General features: G+C 40.8%; 15 protein-coding genes. 5 read left to right on the forward strand and 10 right to left on the reverse strand.

Annotation, left to right across the window (positions count from 1 at the left end):
- Positions 1-2: 2 nt before the first annotated feature.
- From ACSZOX_RS16095 to ACSZOX_RS16115, 5 genes are all read right to left on the reverse strand, one after another.
- Positions 3-785 carry an iron ABC transporter ATP-binding protein gene (locus ACSZOX_RS16095; RefSeq protein WP_437921101.1) on the reverse strand — a complete coding sequence of 261 codons (783 nt, stop codon included), beginning with the start codon at positions 783-785 and terminating at the stop codon, positions 3-5.
- Positions 758-1,711, reverse strand: coding sequence for an iron chelate uptake ABC transporter family permease subunit (locus ACSZOX_RS16100; protein WP_437921103.1), 954 nt, complete (start codon positions 1,709-1,711; stop codon positions 758-760). Before ACSZOX_RS16100 ends, ACSZOX_RS16095 begins: the two co-directional genes overlap by 28 nt.
- Complete coding sequence (locus tag ACSZOX_RS16105) at positions 1,708-2,673, reverse strand: ABC transporter permease (protein WP_437921106.1); 966 nt, start codon at positions 2,671-2,673, stop codon at positions 1,708-1,710. The genes ACSZOX_RS16100 and ACSZOX_RS16105 overlap by 4 nt, the downstream gene beginning before the upstream one ends.
- 149 nt (positions 2,674-2,822) lie before the next feature.
- Positions 2,823-3,866 (reverse strand): YncE family protein, encoded by a 1,044-nt coding sequence (locus tag ACSZOX_RS16110; protein WP_437921108.1) that lies wholly within the window; start codon positions 3,864-3,866, stop codon positions 2,823-2,825.
- 29 nt (positions 3,867-3,895) lie between these two features.
- Positions 3,896-5,026, reverse strand: coding sequence for an alpha/beta hydrolase (locus ACSZOX_RS16115; RefSeq protein ID WP_437921110.1), 1,131 nt, complete (start codon positions 5,024-5,026; stop codon positions 3,896-3,898).
- A gap of 142 nt (positions 5,027-5,168) precedes the next feature.
- Between ACSZOX_RS16115 and ACSZOX_RS16120 the strand changes: the two genes are divergently transcribed.
- From ACSZOX_RS16120 to ACSZOX_RS16135, 4 genes are all read left to right on the forward strand, one after another.
- Positions 5,169-7,577, forward strand: coding sequence for a TonB-dependent receptor (locus ACSZOX_RS16120; RefSeq protein ID WP_437921112.1), 2,409 nt, complete (start codon positions 5,169-5,171; stop codon positions 7,575-7,577).
- Complete coding sequence (locus ACSZOX_RS16125; RefSeq protein ID WP_437921114.1) at positions 7,574-8,839, forward strand: hypothetical protein; 1,266 nt, start codon at positions 7,574-7,576, stop codon at positions 8,837-8,839. Before ACSZOX_RS16120 ends, ACSZOX_RS16125 begins: the two co-directional genes overlap by 4 nt.
- A gap of 431 nt (positions 8,840-9,270) precedes the next feature.
- Entirely contained in the window at positions 9,271-12,606 is a 3,336-nt protein-coding gene (gene mfd / locus ACSZOX_RS16130) for a transcription-repair coupling factor (protein ID WP_437921117.1), read from the forward strand.
- A gap of 67 nt (positions 12,607-12,673) precedes the next feature.
- Positions 12,674-13,897 carry a trans-sulfuration enzyme family protein gene (locus tag ACSZOX_RS16135; protein WP_437921119.1) on the forward strand — a complete coding sequence of 408 codons (1,224 nt, stop codon included), beginning with the start codon at positions 12,674-12,676 and terminating at the stop codon, positions 13,895-13,897.
- An 85-nt stretch (positions 13,898-13,982) separates the two neighbouring features.
- Here the strand turns inward: ACSZOX_RS16135 and galK are convergent, their stop codons facing one another.
- The 5 genes from galK to ACSZOX_RS16160 all read right to left on the reverse strand — a co-directional run bounded on the left by galK (position 13,983) and on the right by ACSZOX_RS16160 (position 19,504).
- Entirely contained in the window at positions 13,983-15,137 is a 1,155-nt protein-coding gene (gene galK, locus ACSZOX_RS16140; protein ID WP_437921121.1) for a galactokinase, read from the reverse strand.
- On the reverse strand, positions 15,127-16,179 hold the full coding sequence (locus ACSZOX_RS16145; protein ID WP_437921123.1) for a UDP-glucose--hexose-1-phosphate uridylyltransferase: 1,053 nt from the start codon (positions 16,177-16,179) through the stop codon (positions 15,127-15,129). Before ACSZOX_RS16145 ends, galK begins: the two co-directional genes overlap by 11 nt.
- 90 nt (positions 16,180-16,269) lie before the next feature.
- Positions 16,270-17,544: a metallophosphoesterase gene (locus tag ACSZOX_RS16150; protein ID WP_437921125.1), complete on the reverse strand. Its 1,275-nt coding sequence runs from the start codon at positions 17,542-17,544 to the stop codon at positions 16,270-16,272.
- Between the two features lie 13 nt (positions 17,545-17,557).
- Positions 17,558-18,583: a ferrochelatase gene (gene hemH, locus ACSZOX_RS16155; protein WP_437921127.1), complete on the reverse strand. Its 1,026-nt coding sequence runs from the start codon at positions 18,581-18,583 to the stop codon at positions 17,558-17,560.
- Positions 18,584-18,655: 72 nt separating this feature from the next.
- The gene (locus tag ACSZOX_RS16160; RefSeq protein ID WP_437921129.1) at positions 18,656-19,504 is read right to left on the reverse strand and encodes a 4-hydroxy-3-methylbut-2-enyl diphosphate reductase; all 849 of its coding nucleotides are present in this window, start codon (positions 19,502-19,504) and stop codon (positions 18,656-18,658) included.
- A 137-nt stretch (positions 19,505-19,641) separates the two neighbouring features.
- Here ACSZOX_RS16160 and ACSZOX_RS16165 point away from each other — a divergent pair, with 137 nt between their 5' ends.
- A complete protein-coding gene (locus tag ACSZOX_RS16165; RefSeq protein ID WP_437921131.1) occupies positions 19,642-20,061 on the forward strand; it encodes a nucleoside-diphosphate kinase in 420 nt (139 codons plus the stop codon).
- Positions 20,062-20,069 lie beyond the last annotated feature (8 nt).

Here is a 20,069-nt window from a genome sequence, read left to right on the forward strand (position 1 = left end):
CTTTATAAATTAAAATAATTACATATTTTTTTTGTGCCGGTTTCGATAATATCGAAGTCAATTTCAAATATTTCACGAAGGACATCCGCATGGATCACATGTTCCGTCCGATCGTTGTAGCGAATTTCACCATCTTTCAATGCAACAATATGATCTGAATACTGTGCGGCGAAATTGATTTCATGAATCACAATGACAACCGTTTTTCCCAACTCGTCGACCAATCGTCTCAGTGTTTTCATCACTTGTACCGCATGCTTCATATCGAGATTATTCAGCGGTTCATCCAATAAGATGAAATCTGTATCCTGGGCAATGATCATCGCTATGAATGCACGTTGTCTTTGCCCGCCACTGAGTTCATCGATATACATATCTTGCATTGCTGTCAGATCCGAAAAGACCAATGCCTCATATACTTTACGCCAATCTTCTGCTGTCAGTCTTCCTTTGCTGTAAGGAAAACGGCCAAAGGAAACCAAGTCTTTAACAGTCAGCTTGATCTCCAAGTGATTTGATTGCTTCAGAATCGAAAGTTTCTTCGCGAGCTCTTCTCCTTTATAAGAAGTCAAATCCCTCTCCATGAAATAAACAGAACCTGAATCTTGTACCAGCAAACGGCTAAGTATGGCGAGTAACGTACTTTTACCCGCACCGTTTGGCCCTATTAACGAGGTGATCTGCCTTGTAGGAATAGTCCCTGAAAGGTTTTTCAACACCTCTGTTTTTCCATATTTCTTTCCTACCTTTTCGAAGGTTAACTTACTTTTTTCCGCGACATCCATAGTAAATACATAAAATATACGCCTCCTATAAAATTGATAATAATACTGACCGTTGTGGAGAAACTAAATACATGTTCTACGAGAAATTGGCCAATCAATAAACATAAACAGGCAATGACACTTCCTATCCACAACATTCCTACGTGCTTACGTGTTCGAAACATTTCGTAGGTGAGGTTGGTCACCAAAATACCTAAAAAAGTAATAGGCCCAACCAACGCCGTAGATACAGATACCAACAGTGAAATAATCAACATAAACCGTCGTACCCATTTTTGATAATCGACGCCTAAATTAATTGCGTGCTCTCTTCCGAGTGACATTACATCAAGGTACTTCGCATAATACATTGCATAACACACGGCGCCCAATAAGGTAATAGAAGCAATCGACAACAGCTTTGTGTTCATCTTTGCAAAAGAAACAAACATAAAATTCTGCACGATGGAGAATTCATTCGGATCGATCAACACATGCATGAATTGACTTAATGTCTGAAACAGAATACCCAATACCATTCCTGTTAACAACAAATAAAACATTCCCCGCCGTTGTTTGCCAAACATCAACATATACATGCAGAAGGAAAAAAGAAGCATAAAAAGAACCGCACAAAAGAAATTCTGTTGTTGTGAAAGAACTTTAAATGATTTATCTCCGTAGAGGAACACAATTACGGTTTGAAACAGTATAAAAATTGCTTCATACCCCATAATGGATGGAGTCAAAATCCGGTTATTGGTAAGTGTTTGAAAAATAATGGAAGAATAAGCCACACTCATTCCAACCACTAGCATGCTCCCCACACGTATAGCGCGCTTACTCAACACATAAGTGCTATTTCCATGTACATCGTAGTACATGAACAGTACGATAGCCCCTACCAGAAAGAGCAGCATTCCAATTAACTTGTATATAGGTTTCATCTTTTATGCTGTAAAATCAAAACTAAAAAGACTAGACTTCCTATTATTCCTACGGTCATCCCTATAGGAATCTCATAAGGAAAGATCACGAGTCGTCCAACGATATCGCAAACAAGCAGAAAAGACGCTCCAATAAAAGCTGTAAGAGGAAGCACACGGCGAAGATTATCACCCACAAATAATCGAACAACATTCGGAATGATAAGCCCTAAAAAGGGTATCGCTCCTACGGTCACTACTGCTGCACTTACGACTAAGGATACCGTAAAGAGTCCAATCTGAACAATACGGGTATAAGATAATCCCAGATTTTTTGCAAAACTATCGCCCATACCCGCTATTGTAAAACGTTCGGCATAAATATATATCAATAATACGGCAGGCAGAATGAAATAAACCGACTCATATTGGCCCTGCAACACCGCAGAGAAATCGCCGAGAAGCCATTCTTGTGTATTTTGAACGATTCCTTGTTTGTAGGCAAAAAATGTGGACATCGCACTCAAGATTGCACCAAACATCAAGCCTACCAACGGAATAAACACCGTGTTACGGAGCCTCAAACGTCCTACAAAAAGGATAAATACAAAAGAAGATAAGAAGGTAAAAATCAATGCAAACAGCATGCGCATAGGCAAACTCGCCTGCGGAATGAACATCAAGGCAAAGAGTATCCCCATTTTGGCAGCTTCCAACGATCCTGCAGTCGTAGGAGAAACAAATCTGTTCTGCGAGAGCTGTTGCATAACAAAGCCCGAAATGCTTAATCCAGCGCCAACAAGAACCAATGCCAACGTTCTAGGAATTCGGCTAATGAGAAAAAAAAGAAGTTTATCGCTATCCGTAAACAGTTCTGACACCCGGATATCTTTCACTCCCGTAAACAGGGAAATCCATACAAGAAGCAGGACACAAAGCACAGCGGCAAACTGTACCATTAAAGTTCGTAAATATCTATTCAAAATTATCTCTCTTCTTGATTCTTCACTATATACTGGAGTACATTTAAGGCCCTCTCTACTTAAATGTACTGAAGTTAGAAAGAGACAGGAGCACATAAAAGCAACTCCTGTCCAGAAAACAACTTCAGCTTTACAATACTAAAGGATCACTAGTTTATCTGTGTAACGGTATCACCGTTGGTATCTACCGTTGGAGCTTGCCCTTCTACTGGACGTCCTCCTTTTGCTTTATTGATAACATAGGCAACACCCGACTTATCAACTTTAACGTGGTTAGGGTGTGAGCCTGTAGCCAAATCGGCCAAGACTTCATATGTCTTACCATCAATTACCGTCGTCGTCCCCGTTTGTCTATTGGCAGAATAAATACGGTCTTTGACAGGGTCATAGGCAATACCAATTGCTCCTTCTCCTGCGGCTATACTTTTTAACAACTTACCTTCTTTATCCAACACGGTCACTGTTCCCGATTTTTGATTCGTAACAAACAAACGTTTGCCGTCACTCACAATATTTACGGGAGCTTCGCCGCCAGAGTCAAACGAACGTTCAATTTTTCTTGTTTTTGTATCAATAACAGCGACGGTATTATTCCCCATAACGGTTACATATAATTTATCATGCTTCCCAAGAAAGGTCATTCCTGTAGCTGTTTTTCCAAGATCTGGAATAAGATGGGAAAAGGTATTTGTTTTTCCATCAATTACCCAAATACTACTCGGATCGCCGACATCACTCACGTATACCAAATTGTTATCCTCATCAACAAGAACTTCACGCGTATGTGACTTTTCACTTCCATGTGTAATTGTTGCCAAAAGCTTACCCGACTTCAAGTCTATTGCACTAACCGAATTGGTACGGGTATTACTTGTGTACGCTACCTGTGTTTTGTTATTAATAGCGATTCCGAAAGGAGGATTTTCTTTTAAAGAGATGCTATCTACGATAGAAAGGCTACCTGGCTCGATCTTATACAAAGCTCCTCCTGGAGCAGTACGAGATCCTGCAGCAGTTACATAAATATGTCCATCTTTGGCATTAATTGCTGCTTCATACACTCCTTTTCCAGCAGGAGACGATTTATGCACTTGTTGTGCTTCAGCAGATAAAAAAGGAAGTGTCAATCCAGAAACCGCCAATAAAACCTTCCAGCTTTTTGACTTGTTAAAACGTACGTTATACTTACTCATATGCTTGCTATTAGTTATAAAAATGTATCTTAATTAATTTCTTTTTGCCAACAGTTGTAAAATCGCTTGAAAGCTTTTTGCCAGGATAGTGCGCCATGTTTTCCTTCTGGATCGATATCTACATGCGCGGTTACCTTATCTTCTTCGATCAATAAATCAGCAAACGTGGTTACATCGGCCAACATATCTTGTACACCTGTTGATCGATCGGACCGCCTTTCTTTTGCTCCAATGTAGAGGTAGAACCAGGGCAGATCTTCTCGCCTTTTCCAATCCTTTAATTTCCCCCTTGCTTCCAGCAGCAGAAAGTCCTTTTCTATCCAAATAGATGGAGAGAATACACCCAAGCTGCCGAATACATCGGGATAGCGGAATCCGGCATACAACGTGATCAACCCTCCCAATGAACTACCAACCATAGCTGTGTGCAATCTATCGCTCTTGGTACGGAAATGTGCATCGATATGAGGTTTCAGTATGAACACCAAATCCTTCAAATAAGCTTCTCCTCGAACCACCGCGGCATCACTATGCATCAAAAATTCTTCCTGCCGCTCAGCATACGTCGGCGCATGTTCAATACCTACAACAATAGACTGATCGCGTGAAGCATCTATTGTCTCATCCACCATCCACTCTACAGGACCCGCCCGCCCTACTGAGGTTGCCTCATCAAAAAGATGCTGTCCATCATGCATATACAATACGGGATACGTCGCCGCTCCTTTCTCGTAATCAGCGGGAAGGTAGAGCCAAATCCTACGGTAACGATCTAGGTGCGGAAAGTAGAATCGTTCGTCTAACAAATGCACCTGTTTGCTGGCCGTCGACAAAGAAAATTGATCGCGCCATGCTTCTACTTCCAACGTGATATCCATGTCTCGATCCACCTCGACTGTAAAAGCACCAGGCAATTTACCGTCAGCTCCAGATTGTACAGTATCCCAGCTCCCTCGTGTGAGTTTTAGCTCAAGCGTGCCCGCATCCACAGGTGGTAAAACAGCCGTTAAAACTTCCCCTACCGGCGGTATTTCTCCGAGAAAAAAGCCATCAACCGACCAATTGTTAAAACTTCCAGCCAAATAACAGGGTGTTCCAATAAACTCAAGGTTTTTATTGATAATATGAACTGTAATTTGAAATCCGATTTTTTGCGCCATTTGTTGATTCAATACTCGAAAGCGGGGCTCAAGCCTGTTGCAATGCGCTACTAATTTAGATAGATTCTAAACAAAATGCAAGAATTATTTAAATTAAATCTAAATTAACTTATATTTGTGCCCGATCTGATTATGTTTTGAGATGAGATATTTAATAAAATGTGTATACTCCCACAGCTTGCTGTCTTTCATGCTTTTGTTTATTTGTTCATTTGCTTATGGGCAAAACGGAGGAAGAGTGCAAGGACATGTTTACAATAAACACAATCATCCGCTAGCAGATGCAACGATTGTATTCGCTGGCCAAACCACGTCTTCCGACACGAAAGGTTCATTTTTCTTTCCCGATACCCGAATAGGTGTGCATCAACTACGCATTACAGCCATTGGTTATAAGGAGTATCAGGATAGTATTACCGTAACGGGTCAAGATCAGAGTCTCACGATTCAATTACTAGAAGAAGATCATGTGATCGAGCAAGTAGAGGTCACAGGCAGAACAGAAACACAGCGATTAAAGGAACAAGCCATACGTACAACGATTGTGGACACCAGGGCTGTGGCAGAACAGCCAGCAACGCTGACCGAATTGATGAATCGGACCCCCGGGTTGCGTGTACGGCAGATCGGTGGACTCGGCAGTCCCGCCGATCTCTCCATGAATGGATTCCAAGGCCGCGCCATCCGTTATTTCAGAAATGGCATACCGATGACTTATTTGGGTAATGGTTATGGAATCCACAATATTCCCATCAACTCTTTGGAACGCGTGGAAGTATACAAAGGGGTCCTTCCTATATACCTTGGTGCAGATGCCTTAGGCGGAGCCGTCAATATCGTTCCTCGTCGGACAGCGGAAAATTCCCTGAATGCAAGTTATGAAATTGCTTCTTTCAGTACGCATCGACTTTCGCTAAACATGCAAAACAACCTAAAAAACGGATGGTATACGTCACTGGAAGCTTTTCACAACGCTACTAAAAATGACTATAAAGCCTACGTGATGGTTCCAGATCCAGAAACAAAGAACTCAACGGAACAGCAGGTTACGATGTATCACAATGGTTACAGCGGCACTTATGTGGAGGGCATCTTAGGAATAGCGGATAAGCTATGGGCAAAGGATCTGCACCTGAGTTTAGCTTATTTTAATACCGAGCGCGAACAGCAGCATCCTGCCTTAATGACGGAGTCTTACGGAAAGATTTTAAGCAAACAACACTCATTTGTGCCCTCAGTCAGATACAAAGCCAACTTTTTTGATGACCGTCTGTCTGTAGACCATTTTATGGTGCTAAACACGCTTCACCAAGAGCGGGTAGATACCGCGGCGGGTTCCTTTGATTGGTACGGAAATTTCACCCCAATTTCGGGAAGAGTGGGAGAAAGTTCTGCTCCTGCCTTGTCCGATATAGCGCTTCGTCAATTTACATCGCGTACAAATCTGGGCTGGGTGCTAGATGATTTTCAAAAGATTTCCCTCAACTATGTGTATACCGGCAGCCAACGATCAGGATCGAACCCTCTCGGCCCGCGCTTCACTGATACCGATATCGATGTGCTTTCCGTTACTTCAGATTATGCGAAACAGGTATTGGGGATGGAATGGTCGGGAAAGATCAAAAACACATGGGATTTTTCATTGATGGGAAAGTGGTACAATTTCAATTCCAAAGGAATCGAAGCCTGGGCGAATAGACCGATAAATTTAGATGAAGAAGTCTCCTTATCAAAAAATTATTTCGGAGCTGGAGGCGCGCTCAAATATGCCTTTACAGCCACCAACTTTCTAAGATTTTCTACCGAGTACGCGTATCGCCTTCCTGAAAGTGACGAAGTATTTGGTGATGCTGTTTGGATTGTACCCAACTTCTCCTTAGAACCAGAACGAAGTCTCAATTTTAATTTAGGATATCATCAAGCCATCCATACAAATTTTCATTATGAGATCAATGCTTTCTATAGAAAAACAAAAGATCTGATTGCGCTAGTTTCTGAGATTTCTCCTTACGCACAATACAAGAACTTTAAAAACGTCCGAGGTTATGGATTGGAGTTTGACATGCATTATTATCCAATTCCTTCGCTACGAGCTACCGGAAATGCGACAATACAAAGTTTCCGCTTATTTGGATACACAGAGAGCCAACAATTATGGCAAAACGGTGCAAGATTGCAAAATATGCCATACTTCTTTTACAATATTGGTTTAAATAATCGATTTAAAACACGCAAAATTGGAAATTATCTTGACGTCTATCTCAATTACAATTTCGTTCGCGAATTTTATTTAGAAACCATTGCAAAAGAATCGGAACCTCAAGGCTTCCTAGGGTTATGGGGAAAAGCATCTGTTCAATCCGATGTCACGATTCCGAATCAGCACTTGTTAAGTGCTGGCGCCAACTACCGCTTTCTCGAAAACAAATATACCGTTGGTGTAGAAGTAAAGAATCTGATGGATAGCCGCGTGTACGACTACTTTCGCGTCCAACGTGCCGGACGTAGTTTTCATCTCAAAGTAACTTATCAAATGTCTTATAAAAAATGAAAAACAAATCTATCATTGCCGCACTATCTGCATTGTTAATAGGTTTTGTATCGTGTTCTAAATCTAACGATGATGAAACCACGCCGCCGAGCACAACAGAAAGCAGGTACATCCTACAAACCATAAGTGAAATCGCACAATTGAAACCCGGATTTATGGCTTCTTATGAGGCTGTTCCAACGGGAACAGTATCAAACGTCACACAAAGTAGTTCCGTAAGTGGACAAGCAAATGAAGGCTGGCGTACGTACAATGGTCAGGTATTTAAGATGTTCAACGCTTCATTCGAGCGGGGAATTTATAAATTAAATGTCGCTGCTGATGGAAAAATCAGCTATGATACGAGATCCATAAAGACGAATAACACCATCAATGGATCTGGCAATTTTGCCATTGAAAGTGAGACAAAAGGTTATTACTGGGACGCTGATGATCCTTGGAATATCCAGACATTCAACCCTACTACAGTACAACGAACCGGCAAACTCGATTATGATTTCGAAACGAAATTGAAAAAGAGTGATGCTGGTATAGGCTTTCAGGGCTTAGGGCAGCATTTCCTTGCGATAAAGAAAGGAAAATTGTATGCGGATATCGTTTACAGTAAAGGGACAGGAAGTGCAAGTGGAATGTTCAATGACTTTTTTCCAAACGTTTACCTAGCGGTTATTGATCTAACCACAGGAGCTTACGAAAAAACATTGACTATAGAGAACACGGGGTCTATTGGCTACATAAACGATAATGAGATGTATTCCTTCGATTCAAACGGAGATTTATATATTATTTGTCAGGGAACAAATGGTGCATTAGGTAAGAACTCTAAAATTGTTCGAATCAAAGCGGATGAAACAAGTATTGATAGCTGGGAATTAAAATTCAGTGAATTTAAAAGTACGGATGAAGGCAAATTTACAGCTGTATTTGCGAAAGACCAAAAATTAATCGTAACGATCAACGATGTTCCCCTTATCAATGGAACACCCGCACAAGGAGGAAACATCAATGCTGGTGAAATATGGAAATTTTATTCTGTAGATGTAAGTGACAAAAAATATACCGCGATTGAAGGCGTTCCTCTATCGACAAACTCGGGAGGTGCATATGCTGCTTTTGCTTTAGATGATAAAATTCTATTGCGTATCAGTGCACCAAGTGCTAGTTTTAGTGGGTTTTATGAATTAAACGGAACGACAGCTACTAAACTATTTGGTGTTGCAGAGGGATATGTAGCTAATTTTGCGAAGATTACGCTTCAATAATAGCGATCATCCTTTCGCAATCACGAACCAGGGGCAGTACAGCAGTATTGCCCCTGGTTTGTTATAGGACTTGGACTTGTGACATCGCGCCACAGGATGCTACGGGTTGCAAAATAAACCTAGTCTCCCTACTTTGAATCGTATATCGGAAATCAAAAACTCAGTATAAAGCCGAGCACGTTTTTATGACATTACTATTTATTTCACTTTCCACTTGGCTGATTATTGTACCTATCACCACGCTCTATTTGGCGGTATTGCTGTATGCAAGTAAATTAGTTTTGAAAACTGAAAAGCGAAACAAAGCGATATGTTGGATTTTATTTATTGTCTTCTTCCCTTTTTTTGCTTCATTCATTTACCTCTTTACACATGCTACGCAAAATAGACAAAAGAAATTTTCTTAAATTCGCAAAAAGATTAGGCAACACGTGGGTATACAAGAAGTTCTAGAAAAATATGCGCAGAGCGCAGAGGCGACATCATTTGTAAAGGCTATTCAATCAAAAAATCCGAAAGTACAGCTTAAGGGCTTAATAGGAGCTTCCGATGCGATGTTTGCAGCAGCGACCTATAAACTCCAAGAAAGACCTTATGTTTTTATTTTGCCTACGCATGAAGATGCTTCGTATTTTCTCAGCGATCTGGAAAGTATTTTGGACAAACAGATCCTATTCTTTCCTGCTTCTTTCCGAAAGGCCTTCGAGTTTACCCAAACGGACGCAGCACATGTACTCCAACGAGCGGAAACACTAAGCGCGCTCAATCATACCTCGGAGTTACCTAAGATTGTCGTTACTTATCCAGAAGCTATTGCTGAAAAAGTCATTAATCGCGAGGATTTAGATAAAAATACGCTCCCCATTACGCAACATAGTAAACTTAGTATTGACTTTATCAACGAGTTTTTGTACGAGTACGATTTTGAACGCGTAGACTTTGTTTATGAACCAGGACAATTTGCTATTCGCGGTGGTATTGTGGATATTTTTTCTTTTTCTAATGATCTTCCTTATCGTATTGAATTTTTCGGTGACGAAATTGAGAGCATCAGGACATTCGACATCGAATCACAACTATCTGTCAATAAGATCCACACCGTCACGATAGTTCCTAATGTACAAGCAAAGTTCTTAAGCAATAATCATATCTCTTTATTAGAATATGTAGACAAGGATACCGTGTTTTGGCAGAAAGATGTACAATTTACATTGGATGTCTTAAAGGATGGTTATAAAAAAGCTTCTGAATTTTGGAAAGCTTTACCGGAGAAAGACATCAAAATCAACACAGAATGGGTGGATCCACGGGTTACGTTTACGACTGATCGGAGTTTCAGTGAGATGTTGTTTGACTTCCCGCACATAGAGTATGGTAAACAGTTTTTTTACAAGGCGGATTATACCATCTCATTTGATATACATCCACAGCCTTCTTTTAACAAGGACTTCAATTTACTCATCCACAATTTTAGAGAGAATGAAAAGCAGGGAGTTAAAAATCTCATTTTCTCGGATTCAACAAAACAAATTGAGCGCATATTTAGTATCCTGGAGGATATTGACAAATCAATACAGTTTATTCCTGTTCATCGTGCGCTTCGAGAGGGATTTCGTGATGATACACTCAAGCTTGCCTGCTACACAGACCATCAAATCTTTGATCGGTATTATAAATACAAACGTAAAAAAGGATATGAACGCTCTCAAGCGATAACCTTAAATGAGTTACGCGATCTAAAGCCTGGCGACTTCATCACACACATTGACCATGGTGTAGGGAAATATGCGGGTCTTGAGAAAGTAGAAGTGAATGGCAAAACACAAGAGATGATCCGGTTGATCTATGCGGATAACGATCTGCTGTATGTAAATATCAATTCGTTAAACCGCATATCTAAATATTCCGGAAAAGAGGGAACACTGCCCAAAATGAATAAATTGGGCACAGACACTTGGGAGAAACTAAAAAAGACAACCAAGAAAAAAGTTAAAGACATTGCCCGCGACCTTATTAAGCTTTATGCAAAGCGCAAAGCGCAAACCGGAAATGCGTTTAGCCCTGACACTTACTTGCAAAATGAACTGGAAGCGTCATTTTTATATGAAGACACTCCCGATCAAGAAAAAGCAACAAACGATGTAAAGAAAGATATGGAGTCACCACATCCTATGGATCGTTTGGTCTGTGGAGATGTAGGCTTTGGAAAAACCGAGGTAGCTATACGCGCTGCATTTAAAGCGGTAGCGGATAGCAAACAAGTAGCCGTCTTAGTGCCTACAACGATTTTAGCATTACAACATGCTCGCACATTCAGCGAACGATTAAAGGGGTTTCCTGCAAATATTGATTACATCAACAGGTTCAAATCGTCTAAGCAAATTAAAGAGACGCTAAAAAAGTTAGAGGCAGGAGAAGTTGACATCATAATCGGAACACACCGCTTGGTGAGCAAAGACGTCAAGTTCAAAGACCTCGGGCTTATGATTATTGACGAAGAACAAAAATTTGGTGTTTCTGTAAAAGAGAAACTTAAAGTCATGCGTGCGAATGTAGACTCATTAACACTTACCGCTACACCGATTCCCCGCACTTTGCACTTTTCACTGATGGGTGCTCGTGATTTGTCTATTATCTCAACTCCTCCCCCTAATCGTCAGCCTGTACAAACGGAGCTTCATGTTTTCAACGAAACCCTTATTCAGGAGGCTGTAGCTTTCGAACTCGATCGAAACGGACAGGTATTCTTCATTCACAACCGTGTAGCCGACTTAAAACAACTCGGCGCTATGATTCAAAAATTAGTCCCTGGCGCACGGGTAGGGATAGCACATGGACAACTTGAAGGTGATGATCTTGAGGATGTGATGCTTAAATTTATCAACCACGAGTTTGACGTTTTGGTCGCAACAACCATTATAGAGGCAGGGCTTGATATTCCAAATGCGAATACCATCATCATTAACCATGCACATATGTTTGGTTTGAGCGACTTGCACCAAATGCGGGGACGTGTCGGTAGGTCGAATAAAAAAGCTTTTTGTTATTTACTCAGTCCACCGTTGTCGACTTTAACCAGTGAAGCATATAAACGTCTATCGGCATTAGAAGAGTTTTCTGAATTGGGTTCTGGCTTTAATGTCGCGATGCGGGATCTCGATATCCGAGGTTCAGGTAATTTGCTCGGGGCAGAACAATCTGGTTTTATTGCGGAGATCGGCTTTGAAATGTACAACAAGATACTCGACGAGGCTGTACAGGAATTAAAAGACGACGAATTCGGCGAATTATTCGCTGATGACCGCAATCGAAAATACGTAAATTTCACACAAATTGATACCGATCTGGAGGTCATGATTCCAGATGAGTACGTTACCAATATCGGCGAACGGTATAATCTCTATAACGAGATTGCTAAACTTGAAAACGAAGAGCAGCTCCAACTTTTTCAGAAGCAATTGGAGGACCGATTCGGTCCTATACCAAAAGCAGTATTTGAACTGTTTAATACGCTGCGCCTGCAATGGTTTGGAAAACAGATCGGTTTTGAAAAGATTTCATTCAAAAAGAACACCCTAAAGGGATATTTCGTAAGCAATCCTAAATCAAGTTATTTCGAATCGGATCAATTTGGAAAGGTACTTGCTTTTGTTCAAGGACATGCGACAATTTCAAACTTGAAAGAGGTCAAGGGGCAGCTTCGTCTTGCACTGAGCAATGTATCAAACATTGATTATGCACTTCACCTATTAAATGAAATGGCATAAATAAAAATACTACTAAAGCAGTAGTATTTTTATTTTTTTGTAGCTTTGCCAACAAATAATCCTTCATATGGCGAAGCTAGAAACATCTTTAATTCACGAGGGCCAGGAATTCAATACCAGCAAGGCAGTCGTATCTCCTATATATCAAACATCTACTTATTTAGCAGATGCGGATTTATCAACATACATACATGCTGCCACTGCTCCAAAATACCCCGAATTTTATCATCGCCACGGAAACCCCACAAGCAGCCAGGTAGCCAAAGTTATCGCCAATTTAGAGAGAACCGATGATGCGTTGGTCCTTTCAACAGGTATGGCGGCAATCAGTACAGCAATTCTGGCCGTTGTAAAAGCTGGAGATCATATTATTGCACAGCATGCCCATTATTCGGGAACAACACTATTTTTTAAAAATTTTCTTTCAGAATATGGCATAGAGGTCACGCAAATAGACCAAACAGACAATAACGCGTTCACTGAGGCAATCCGACCAAATACCAAATTAATATATGTAGAAACACCATCGAACCCCAACCTTGATATCACTGATCTGGCTTTTGTAGGTGCTTTGGGAAAAAAGCACAACATTCTTACCATGGCGGATAATACCTTCGCTTCGCCGATCAATCAAACACCAAGGGAGTTCGGGATCGATATCATTATTCACAGTGCTACAAAATACCTTGGCGGACACAGCGATCTCACCGCTGGTGTCGTTTGCGGGGATAAGGATTATATAGAGAAAGTTTGGCAACGCTCTTTGGTTTTGGGGGCAGCGTTAAGCCCTTTCGACTCTTGGTTATTATTACGTGGGTTGAAGACTTTGGCTTTACGCGTAAGACAAATTAATGAAAATGCAGCTACTTTAGCCTTATGGTTAGACCAGCATGATCTTGTAAAAAACGTAGCCTACGTCGGGCTTCCTTCTCACCCACAATATGAGCTAGCGCAGAAACAAATGAAGGGAACAACAGGAATGCTATGCTTAGAGATTGCAGGAGTAGATGAAGAAGAGGCCTACAAACGAGCACAGTCTATTTTGAGTAACCTTCGGGTATTTATCAATGCGGCCAGTTTAGGAGGAGTTGAATCTCTCGTTGTACACCCGGCAAGTATGTGGGGGGCTCACCACAGCGATAGTCAGAAACAGACCTCCGGAATAACGAAAGGACTTTTAAGAGTATCAGTAGGAATAGAGCATGTCGATGACCTGATTGCTGACTTTAAACAGGCTTTTGAAAAAGTTCGTCTAACTTCTCTCGAAGAAGGGATACCTTCGGCACTATAGCCTCTAAATGACAATCGTATATAAACGAAAAAAGGACATCTTTCCCGTTGGAAGATGTCCTTTTTTCGTTCGTAAACAAGAGCGACTATAGTAATTCTGTTCCGTTTGAAGGGACAACCTTAATGGCAGTCAACTCCAAATCAAATTTCTCTTTATAAATAGGAGCCAAACGCTCGATAAGCAAGTCTTGAAATGATTTTTTCACCAAGTTAATGGTACAACCTCCAAAGCCGCCACCCATCATTCTCGCGCCCAAAACTTCAGGAAATGATTTCACATAATCCACCAAGAAATCCAATTCTTTACAGCTGACTTCATATTCTTTGCTAAGGCCATCGTGTGCACGGAACATTTGTCTTCCCAATTCTTCCAAATCACCACTTTCTAAAGCATCACAAGCGGCATTCAACCGTTGGTTTTCCTCAACAACAAAGCGACATTTTGTATACATATCCTCATTAACAGGCTTCACTAGTGCATCTAGCATAGCAACGGACACATCGCGTAAACTATTGACCTCAGGATATTCTTTTCGCACCAATGCTACCCCTGACTCGCATGCCTCCCGTCGATCATTGTATGCTGACGAAGCCAACGAATGCTTCACGTTGGTATTGAGTAAAAGAATAGCATAATCTCCCAATTCCAAAGGTTTATAGGAAAAAGAAAGGTCGCGACAATCCAATTTAACAACATGTCCTGCCTTACTCATTACCGATGCAAATTGGTCCATTATACCACATTTTACACCAGCATAAGTATGTTCCGCTAATTGGCCGATTTTTGCAATCTCTACACGTTCTATCTGAAGGTCAAATAACGTATTCAAGGCATAACCTGCGGCACATTCCAATGCGGCAGACGAAGATAGTCCTGCCCCTAACGGCACATCACCGTCGATATACATGTTGAACCCACCTATATGTGCTTGACGTTCTTTCAGCTGATTCACAACCCCAAGGATGTAATTTGGCCAACCTTCATCAACAGGTCGGATATCGTTTAGAGAAATCTCAAAATAAGCTTTAAAATCTTCAGCATAAAGACGTATTAAATCATCTTCGCGCTTTCCAACACCTACATATATAGCCTTATCAATTGCTGTAGGAAGAACAAATCCTTCATTATAGTCGGTGTGTTCACCGATTACGTTAATTCTTCCTGGCGAACGCACAATATGCGTGGGCTGACTTTCAAAAACGGTCTTATATCTATCTTCTATTTGCGCTTTAGCTATCATTTCTATTTGCTTTGTAATGTACTGTGGCTTGTTGTTTCAACGTATCTGCGGCCTGCTCCGGTGTAATATCACGTTGTGGATTAGCGAGCATCTCATAACCGACCATGAATTTTTTTACTGTTGCTGAACGTAAAAGCGGCGGATAAAAATGCATATGCCAATGCCAAGCGGACTGATCACCTGAATTTACCGGAGCTTGGTGCATACCAGCAGAGTAAGGGAAGGAGGTTTTAAAAATATTATCATAACGAATTGTCAATTCCTGCAGCGTTTTAGCTAAATCGACTTTTTCCTCTTCGGTAAACTCTAAAATAGAGGATACAGGACGTTTGCTGATGATCATTGTTTCGTAAGGCCATGCTGCCCAAAAAGGAACAAGTGCTACAAAATGGGTATTATCAACAATGATACGTTCATCTTTTTTTAGCTCTAAAGCCAGGTAGTCTTGAAGAATCGTTCGCCCATGCTTGCTAAAGTAAGCCGCTTGCTCTGTACTTTCCTTTTGGATTTCCACGGGTAATGAACTTTGAGCCCAAATTTGTCCATGTGGATGCGGATTGCTACAGCCCATGATACTTCCTTTATTCTCGAATATTTGGATGTATTTTATCCATTCATGCTGCGACAGTTCCTGAAATTCTTTTTGCCAAAGGTCTACAACAGCCTTAATCTCCTGCGGACTCATTTCGGGCAATGTCAAATCGTGTCTTGGCGAAAATGATATCACCTTACATATTCCTCTTTCCGCTTCGGCAATCAATAGATTTTCCTCGGCAAACTGATCCAGCTGGGTGTCTTCCAATAAAGCTGAAAAATCATTCACGAATACAAAACTATCTTTGTAATCGGGGTTTAGTGTGCCATCCGCACGGGCGTTTCCTGGACAAAGGTAGCATTTCGGATCATACTGAGGCCTATTATCTGGCGCCAAGTCTTCCACTTGTCCTTGCCAAGGTCGTTTACTACGGTGCGGAGATACTAAAATATACTCTCCTGTTAAGAGATTCTTACGTTTGTGTGGTTGTTCTGAAAAATTAAGCATGGCTAGATTTTTGTAAATATCATCTTTTTAATTTTAAAATCAAAAAAAAGCCTATGAAAAACATAGGCTTAATGAAAATGTAATATCTTATTAAGAGCGAACAGGATCTGTTCCCTTTATCAATTCAAAGATCGTGATCTCTGGCAATATTCCCACACGCCCTGGATATCCCAGAAAACCATAACCAACGTTGACGTACAACTTTTGGTTTTCTTCCTCGTACATGCCAGCCCATTCCTTATAAATATATTTTGCTGGACTCCATTGAAAATGTTCTCCCCTTACCCCAAACTGCATACCATGCGTATGTCCAGCAAACATGACATCCACATCCGTATTCAGCACCTGTGCCCTCCAATGCGAAGGATCGTGGGAGAGCAATAGTTTAACCGGAAGTTCCTGCGTATCTTTCAAGGCCTTATTTAAATCCCCTTTTTTTGGAAAACGACCTGTTCCCCAATTTTGTACACCGACTACTGCTATTTCTTCATTATTGACTTTCAATGCCCGATGTTCATCCATCAGAAGATCCCAGCCCATGACCGCATGCGTTTTTATAAGATCATTTAAATTTTTCCGCTTCGCAGGCGAATCCTCTTTTCCATAATAATAATCGCCATAGTCGTGATTTCCTAGTACAGAAAACACCCCTAAATCCGCCTTTATTTTGGAAAAGATATCTTGGTAATCCCGCATTTCAGACGCCACATTATTCACCAAATCCCCGGTAAAAAATATCGTGTCTGGTTTTTCATTCAGCAACATCTCTACTCCTCCTAATACGGCTTTTTTATTGTAAAATGAACCGGAGTGTACGTCTGATATCTGTGCAATACGCATCCCATGAAAGGAAGATGGTAAATTTGGTAAATACAGTTTTTGTCGACGAATCTGATAATCGTATCCTCCCGAAATAATTCCCCAGGATAATGGAAAAATGGGTAATGAAGCGACAAGAATACCCGACTTCGTTAAAAATTCCGAGCGCGTGATACCGTCTTTAGCCGACTCTGGTAAAGGCTCTGCTAATTCATCTATACGCTTTGAAAGACTAGCCCCCTTTTTAGGTTGAAATAACCTCGATATCCAAATCCCCCCTCTTCTGATATCATCGATCAATAAGATAATGATAAAGATAAATTTACTGACCGCCGTCATAAAAAAGGCCACCAATATAATAGACCTATAGGATAGCGGAATATTGAACTTTGCTGAAATATATAGTCCAATAAGTAAGCCGATGGAATAGCCCCACCAAGCCAAAGGAAACCACTTCTTCTGTACAATTTTTATTTTCGTAGCCCGAAGAGCAAAAAAGATATAAAAATCAAATACGAGAAGTAATATCGCGTTAAATATCAACATAATTCATTCTTTATTAACCTAGCGCTAATTTTTTCAATACGCCAATCCACTGCGGATCATCATTCAAACTTTCAACCATTGCAACTTCTTCGCCACCGAGCTCTTTGAACTCATTCGCATATTCAACTTGGATTTCATCCAACGTCTCTATACAATCGGACACAAAGGCCGGACTAAAAACCAGAAGTTTCTTTACACCTTTCGCAGCAAGATCATGGAGTGTATCCGAAGTATAGGGCTGAATCCAAGGTGTTTTCCCTAGTCTTGATTGAAAACACACCGTGTACTGTTCTTCTGATATGCCCAACTTAGCCGCTATGGCACGAGACGTCGCATAACATTGTGACAAATAGCAGAAGTTATTTTTTTCTACTTTACAACGATCACAACCTGCATCAGGACAACTTAATTGACCAGTTGGATCCACCTTACCAAGCTGCCTTACAGGCAAACCGTGGTAACTAAATAAAATATGATCATAGTAGTCTAGATCAAATTTCCGGCCATGTCTTGCAAATGTTTCGCACATCTCTTCATCGTCACAGTAGTTACTCACGAAAGAAAGCTGTGGAAAATATTGCCAAGAACGCATAACTTCCATAACCTTGTCGATCACTGAACCACTTGTTGCGGATGCATATTGTGGAAAAAGAGGAATAACACGGATGGAGTCGAGCATCATACCTTCCATCTTTTTCAGCGCCGAGGCTATGGATGGATTTTGATAGCGCATGGCCAATTCAACGTGATATTCTGCACCAAGTTCCTCTTGTAGCAAATCCCTTTGCAACACACTATAATACATTAATGGGGAACCTGTTTCCTTATCCCAGATTGTACGGTATGTTGCCGCAGATTGAGGAGCACGCTTAGGAACAATAACTCCTTTTACTAATAACGTTCGTCCTAGATAAGGGATATCGATCACTCTAGGATCCATGAGAAACTCTGTCAAATATTTACGCACATCGGGCGTAGTCGGGGCATCGGGCGTGCCTAGTTGCACTAGAAGAACCCCCTTCGTCGCACTCTTACTCATTAATACAAAAATACTTATAATTTATAGGAAGATCGGTGAGGCCTTATAAAATGAGAATAACATGACCAAAGCTTATAACTGTTCTAAAGCCTGTTTTACATCCTTCATCAACCACATTGGTGTCGATGTAGCACCGCATATCCCTACAGTTTGGTTCTCTTCAAATAAAGAGGAATCCAACTCATCAGGGTCTGAGATGAAGTAACTATTGCTATTAGCTTGCTTACAAACATCGTATAGCACTTTTCCATTAGACGATTTTTTACCTGACACAAAAACAATTTTATCATATTGCCTTGCAAAATCACCTAAGTCTTCATAGCGATTGGACACTTGGCGACAGATTGTATCATTTGCCTTCACCGTATACCCTCTTTTAAGAAGCTCTTCTTTAATCGCATAGAATTTATCCACACTTTTTGTCGTTTGACTATACAATGTAAATGACGATGGCAACTCTACGTGATCTAACTCTTCAAGATCCTGAAAAACAAGTGCTTCATTATTTGTCTGTCCTTGCAAGCCAATCACTTCAGCATGTCCGTGTTTTCCGAAGATGAGAATTTTCTCTTGGTCATCGTGTGATGTTTTTATCCGATTCTGCAGTTTCAATACAACGGGACATGAGGCATCAATCAGGGTAATATTATTCTCCAGTGCGGTTCTATAGGTTTCTGGTGCTTCTCCGTGCGCACGGATAAGCACTTTTTCATTCCTCAAGTCTGTTAAATCATTGTGTCCAATGATCCGGAGTCCCTTTGCCTTTAAACGCGCTACCTCTTCGTCGTTGTGTACAATATCACCTAGACAATACAGATATCCATCTTCTTCCAAGATTTCTTCCGCCATATCAATCGCATACACTACGCCGAAGCAAAAGCCCGAATCCTTATCAATGGTAACTTGAAGATTTTTAGCCATAGAACAAAGTTACGTATTAGAAGTAAGTTTATCACGAAATTCCGCACAAGAATTATTCTCATCTCCTAAAGGTTTTCCCCCTTGTAGTTCCTCTGAAGCTCGATGATTTTATTAACTTTGCAAAAAAACAAAGTAAAATGGCAACAAACAGAACTTTTACCATGATTAAGCCCGATGCTGTAGCAAATGGTCATATCGGTGCGATCTTAAATGACATTATTGCTGGCGGTTTCAAAATTGTGGCGATGAAATATATCCACTTGACTACGGAAGCAGCAGGTAATTTTTACGCGGTACATAAAGAAAGACCTTTTTATGCAGACTTGGTAAAATTCATGACTTCTGGTCCTATCGTCGCAGCGATCTTGGAAAAAGAAAATGCTGTTGAAGATTTTCGTACATTGATTGGTGCTACAGACCCTAAAAAAGCAGAAGAAGGAACTATTCGGAATAAATACGCGGAATCTATCGAGGCAAATGCTGTCCACGGTTCAGATTCTGACGAAAATGCAGAAATTGAAGGAAACTTCTACTTCTCCCAATTTGAGCGATTTTAGCATAATAA

The sequence above is a fragment of the Sphingobacterium sp. LRF_L2 genome (assembly GCF_965644235.1).
Lineage (GTDB): Bacteria > Bacteroidota > Bacteroidia > Sphingobacteriales > Sphingobacteriaceae > Sphingobacterium.

Excerpts from the sequence above, each read along its gene's own strand:
- ACSZOX_RS16095 (WP_437921101.1), bottom strand. The coding sequence starts at position 785 with ATGGATGTCGCGGAAAAAAGTAAGTTAACCTTCGAAAAGGTAGGAAAG.
- ACSZOX_RS16100 (WP_437921103.1), bottom strand. The coding sequence starts at position 1,711 with ATGAAACCTATATACAAGTTAATTGGAATGCTGCTCTTTCTGGTAGGG.
- ACSZOX_RS16110 (WP_437921108.1), bottom strand. The coding sequence starts at position 3,866 with ATGAGTAAGTATAACGTACGTTTTAACAAGTCAAAAAGCTGGAAGGTT.
- ACSZOX_RS16115 (WP_437921110.1), bottom strand. The coding sequence starts at position 5,026 with ATGGCGCAAAAAATCGGATTTCAAATTACAGTTCATATTATCAATAAA.
- ACSZOX_RS16120 (WP_437921112.1), top strand. The coding sequence starts at position 5,169 with ATGAGATATTTAATAAAATGTGTATACTCCCACAGCTTGCTGTCTTTC.
- ACSZOX_RS16125 (WP_437921114.1), top strand. The coding sequence starts at position 7,574 with ATGAAAAACAAATCTATCATTGCCGCACTATCTGCATTGTTAATAGGT.
- ACSZOX_RS16135 (WP_437921119.1), top strand. The coding sequence starts at position 12,674 with ATGGCGAAGCTAGAAACATCTTTAATTCACGAGGGCCAGGAATTCAAT.
- galK (WP_437921121.1), bottom strand. The coding sequence starts at position 15,137 with ATGATAGCTAAAGCGCAAATAGAAGATAGATATAAGACCGTTTTTGAA.
- ACSZOX_RS16145 (WP_437921123.1), bottom strand. The coding sequence starts at position 16,179 with ATGCTTAATTTTTCAGAACAACCACACAAACGTAAGAATCTCTTAACA.
- ACSZOX_RS16150 (WP_437921125.1), bottom strand. The coding sequence starts at position 17,544 with ATGTTGATATTTAACGCGATATTACTTCTCGTATTTGATTTTTATATC.
- hemH (WP_437921127.1), bottom strand. The coding sequence starts at position 18,583 with ATGAGTAAGAGTGCGACGAAGGGGGTTCTTCTAGTGCAACTAGGCACG.
- ACSZOX_RS16160 (WP_437921129.1), bottom strand. The coding sequence starts at position 19,504 with ATGGCTAAAAATCTTCAAGTTACCATTGATAAGGATTCGGGCTTTTGC.
- ACSZOX_RS16165 (WP_437921131.1), top strand. The coding sequence starts at position 19,642 with ATGGCAACAAACAGAACTTTTACCATGATTAAGCCCGATGCTGTAGCA.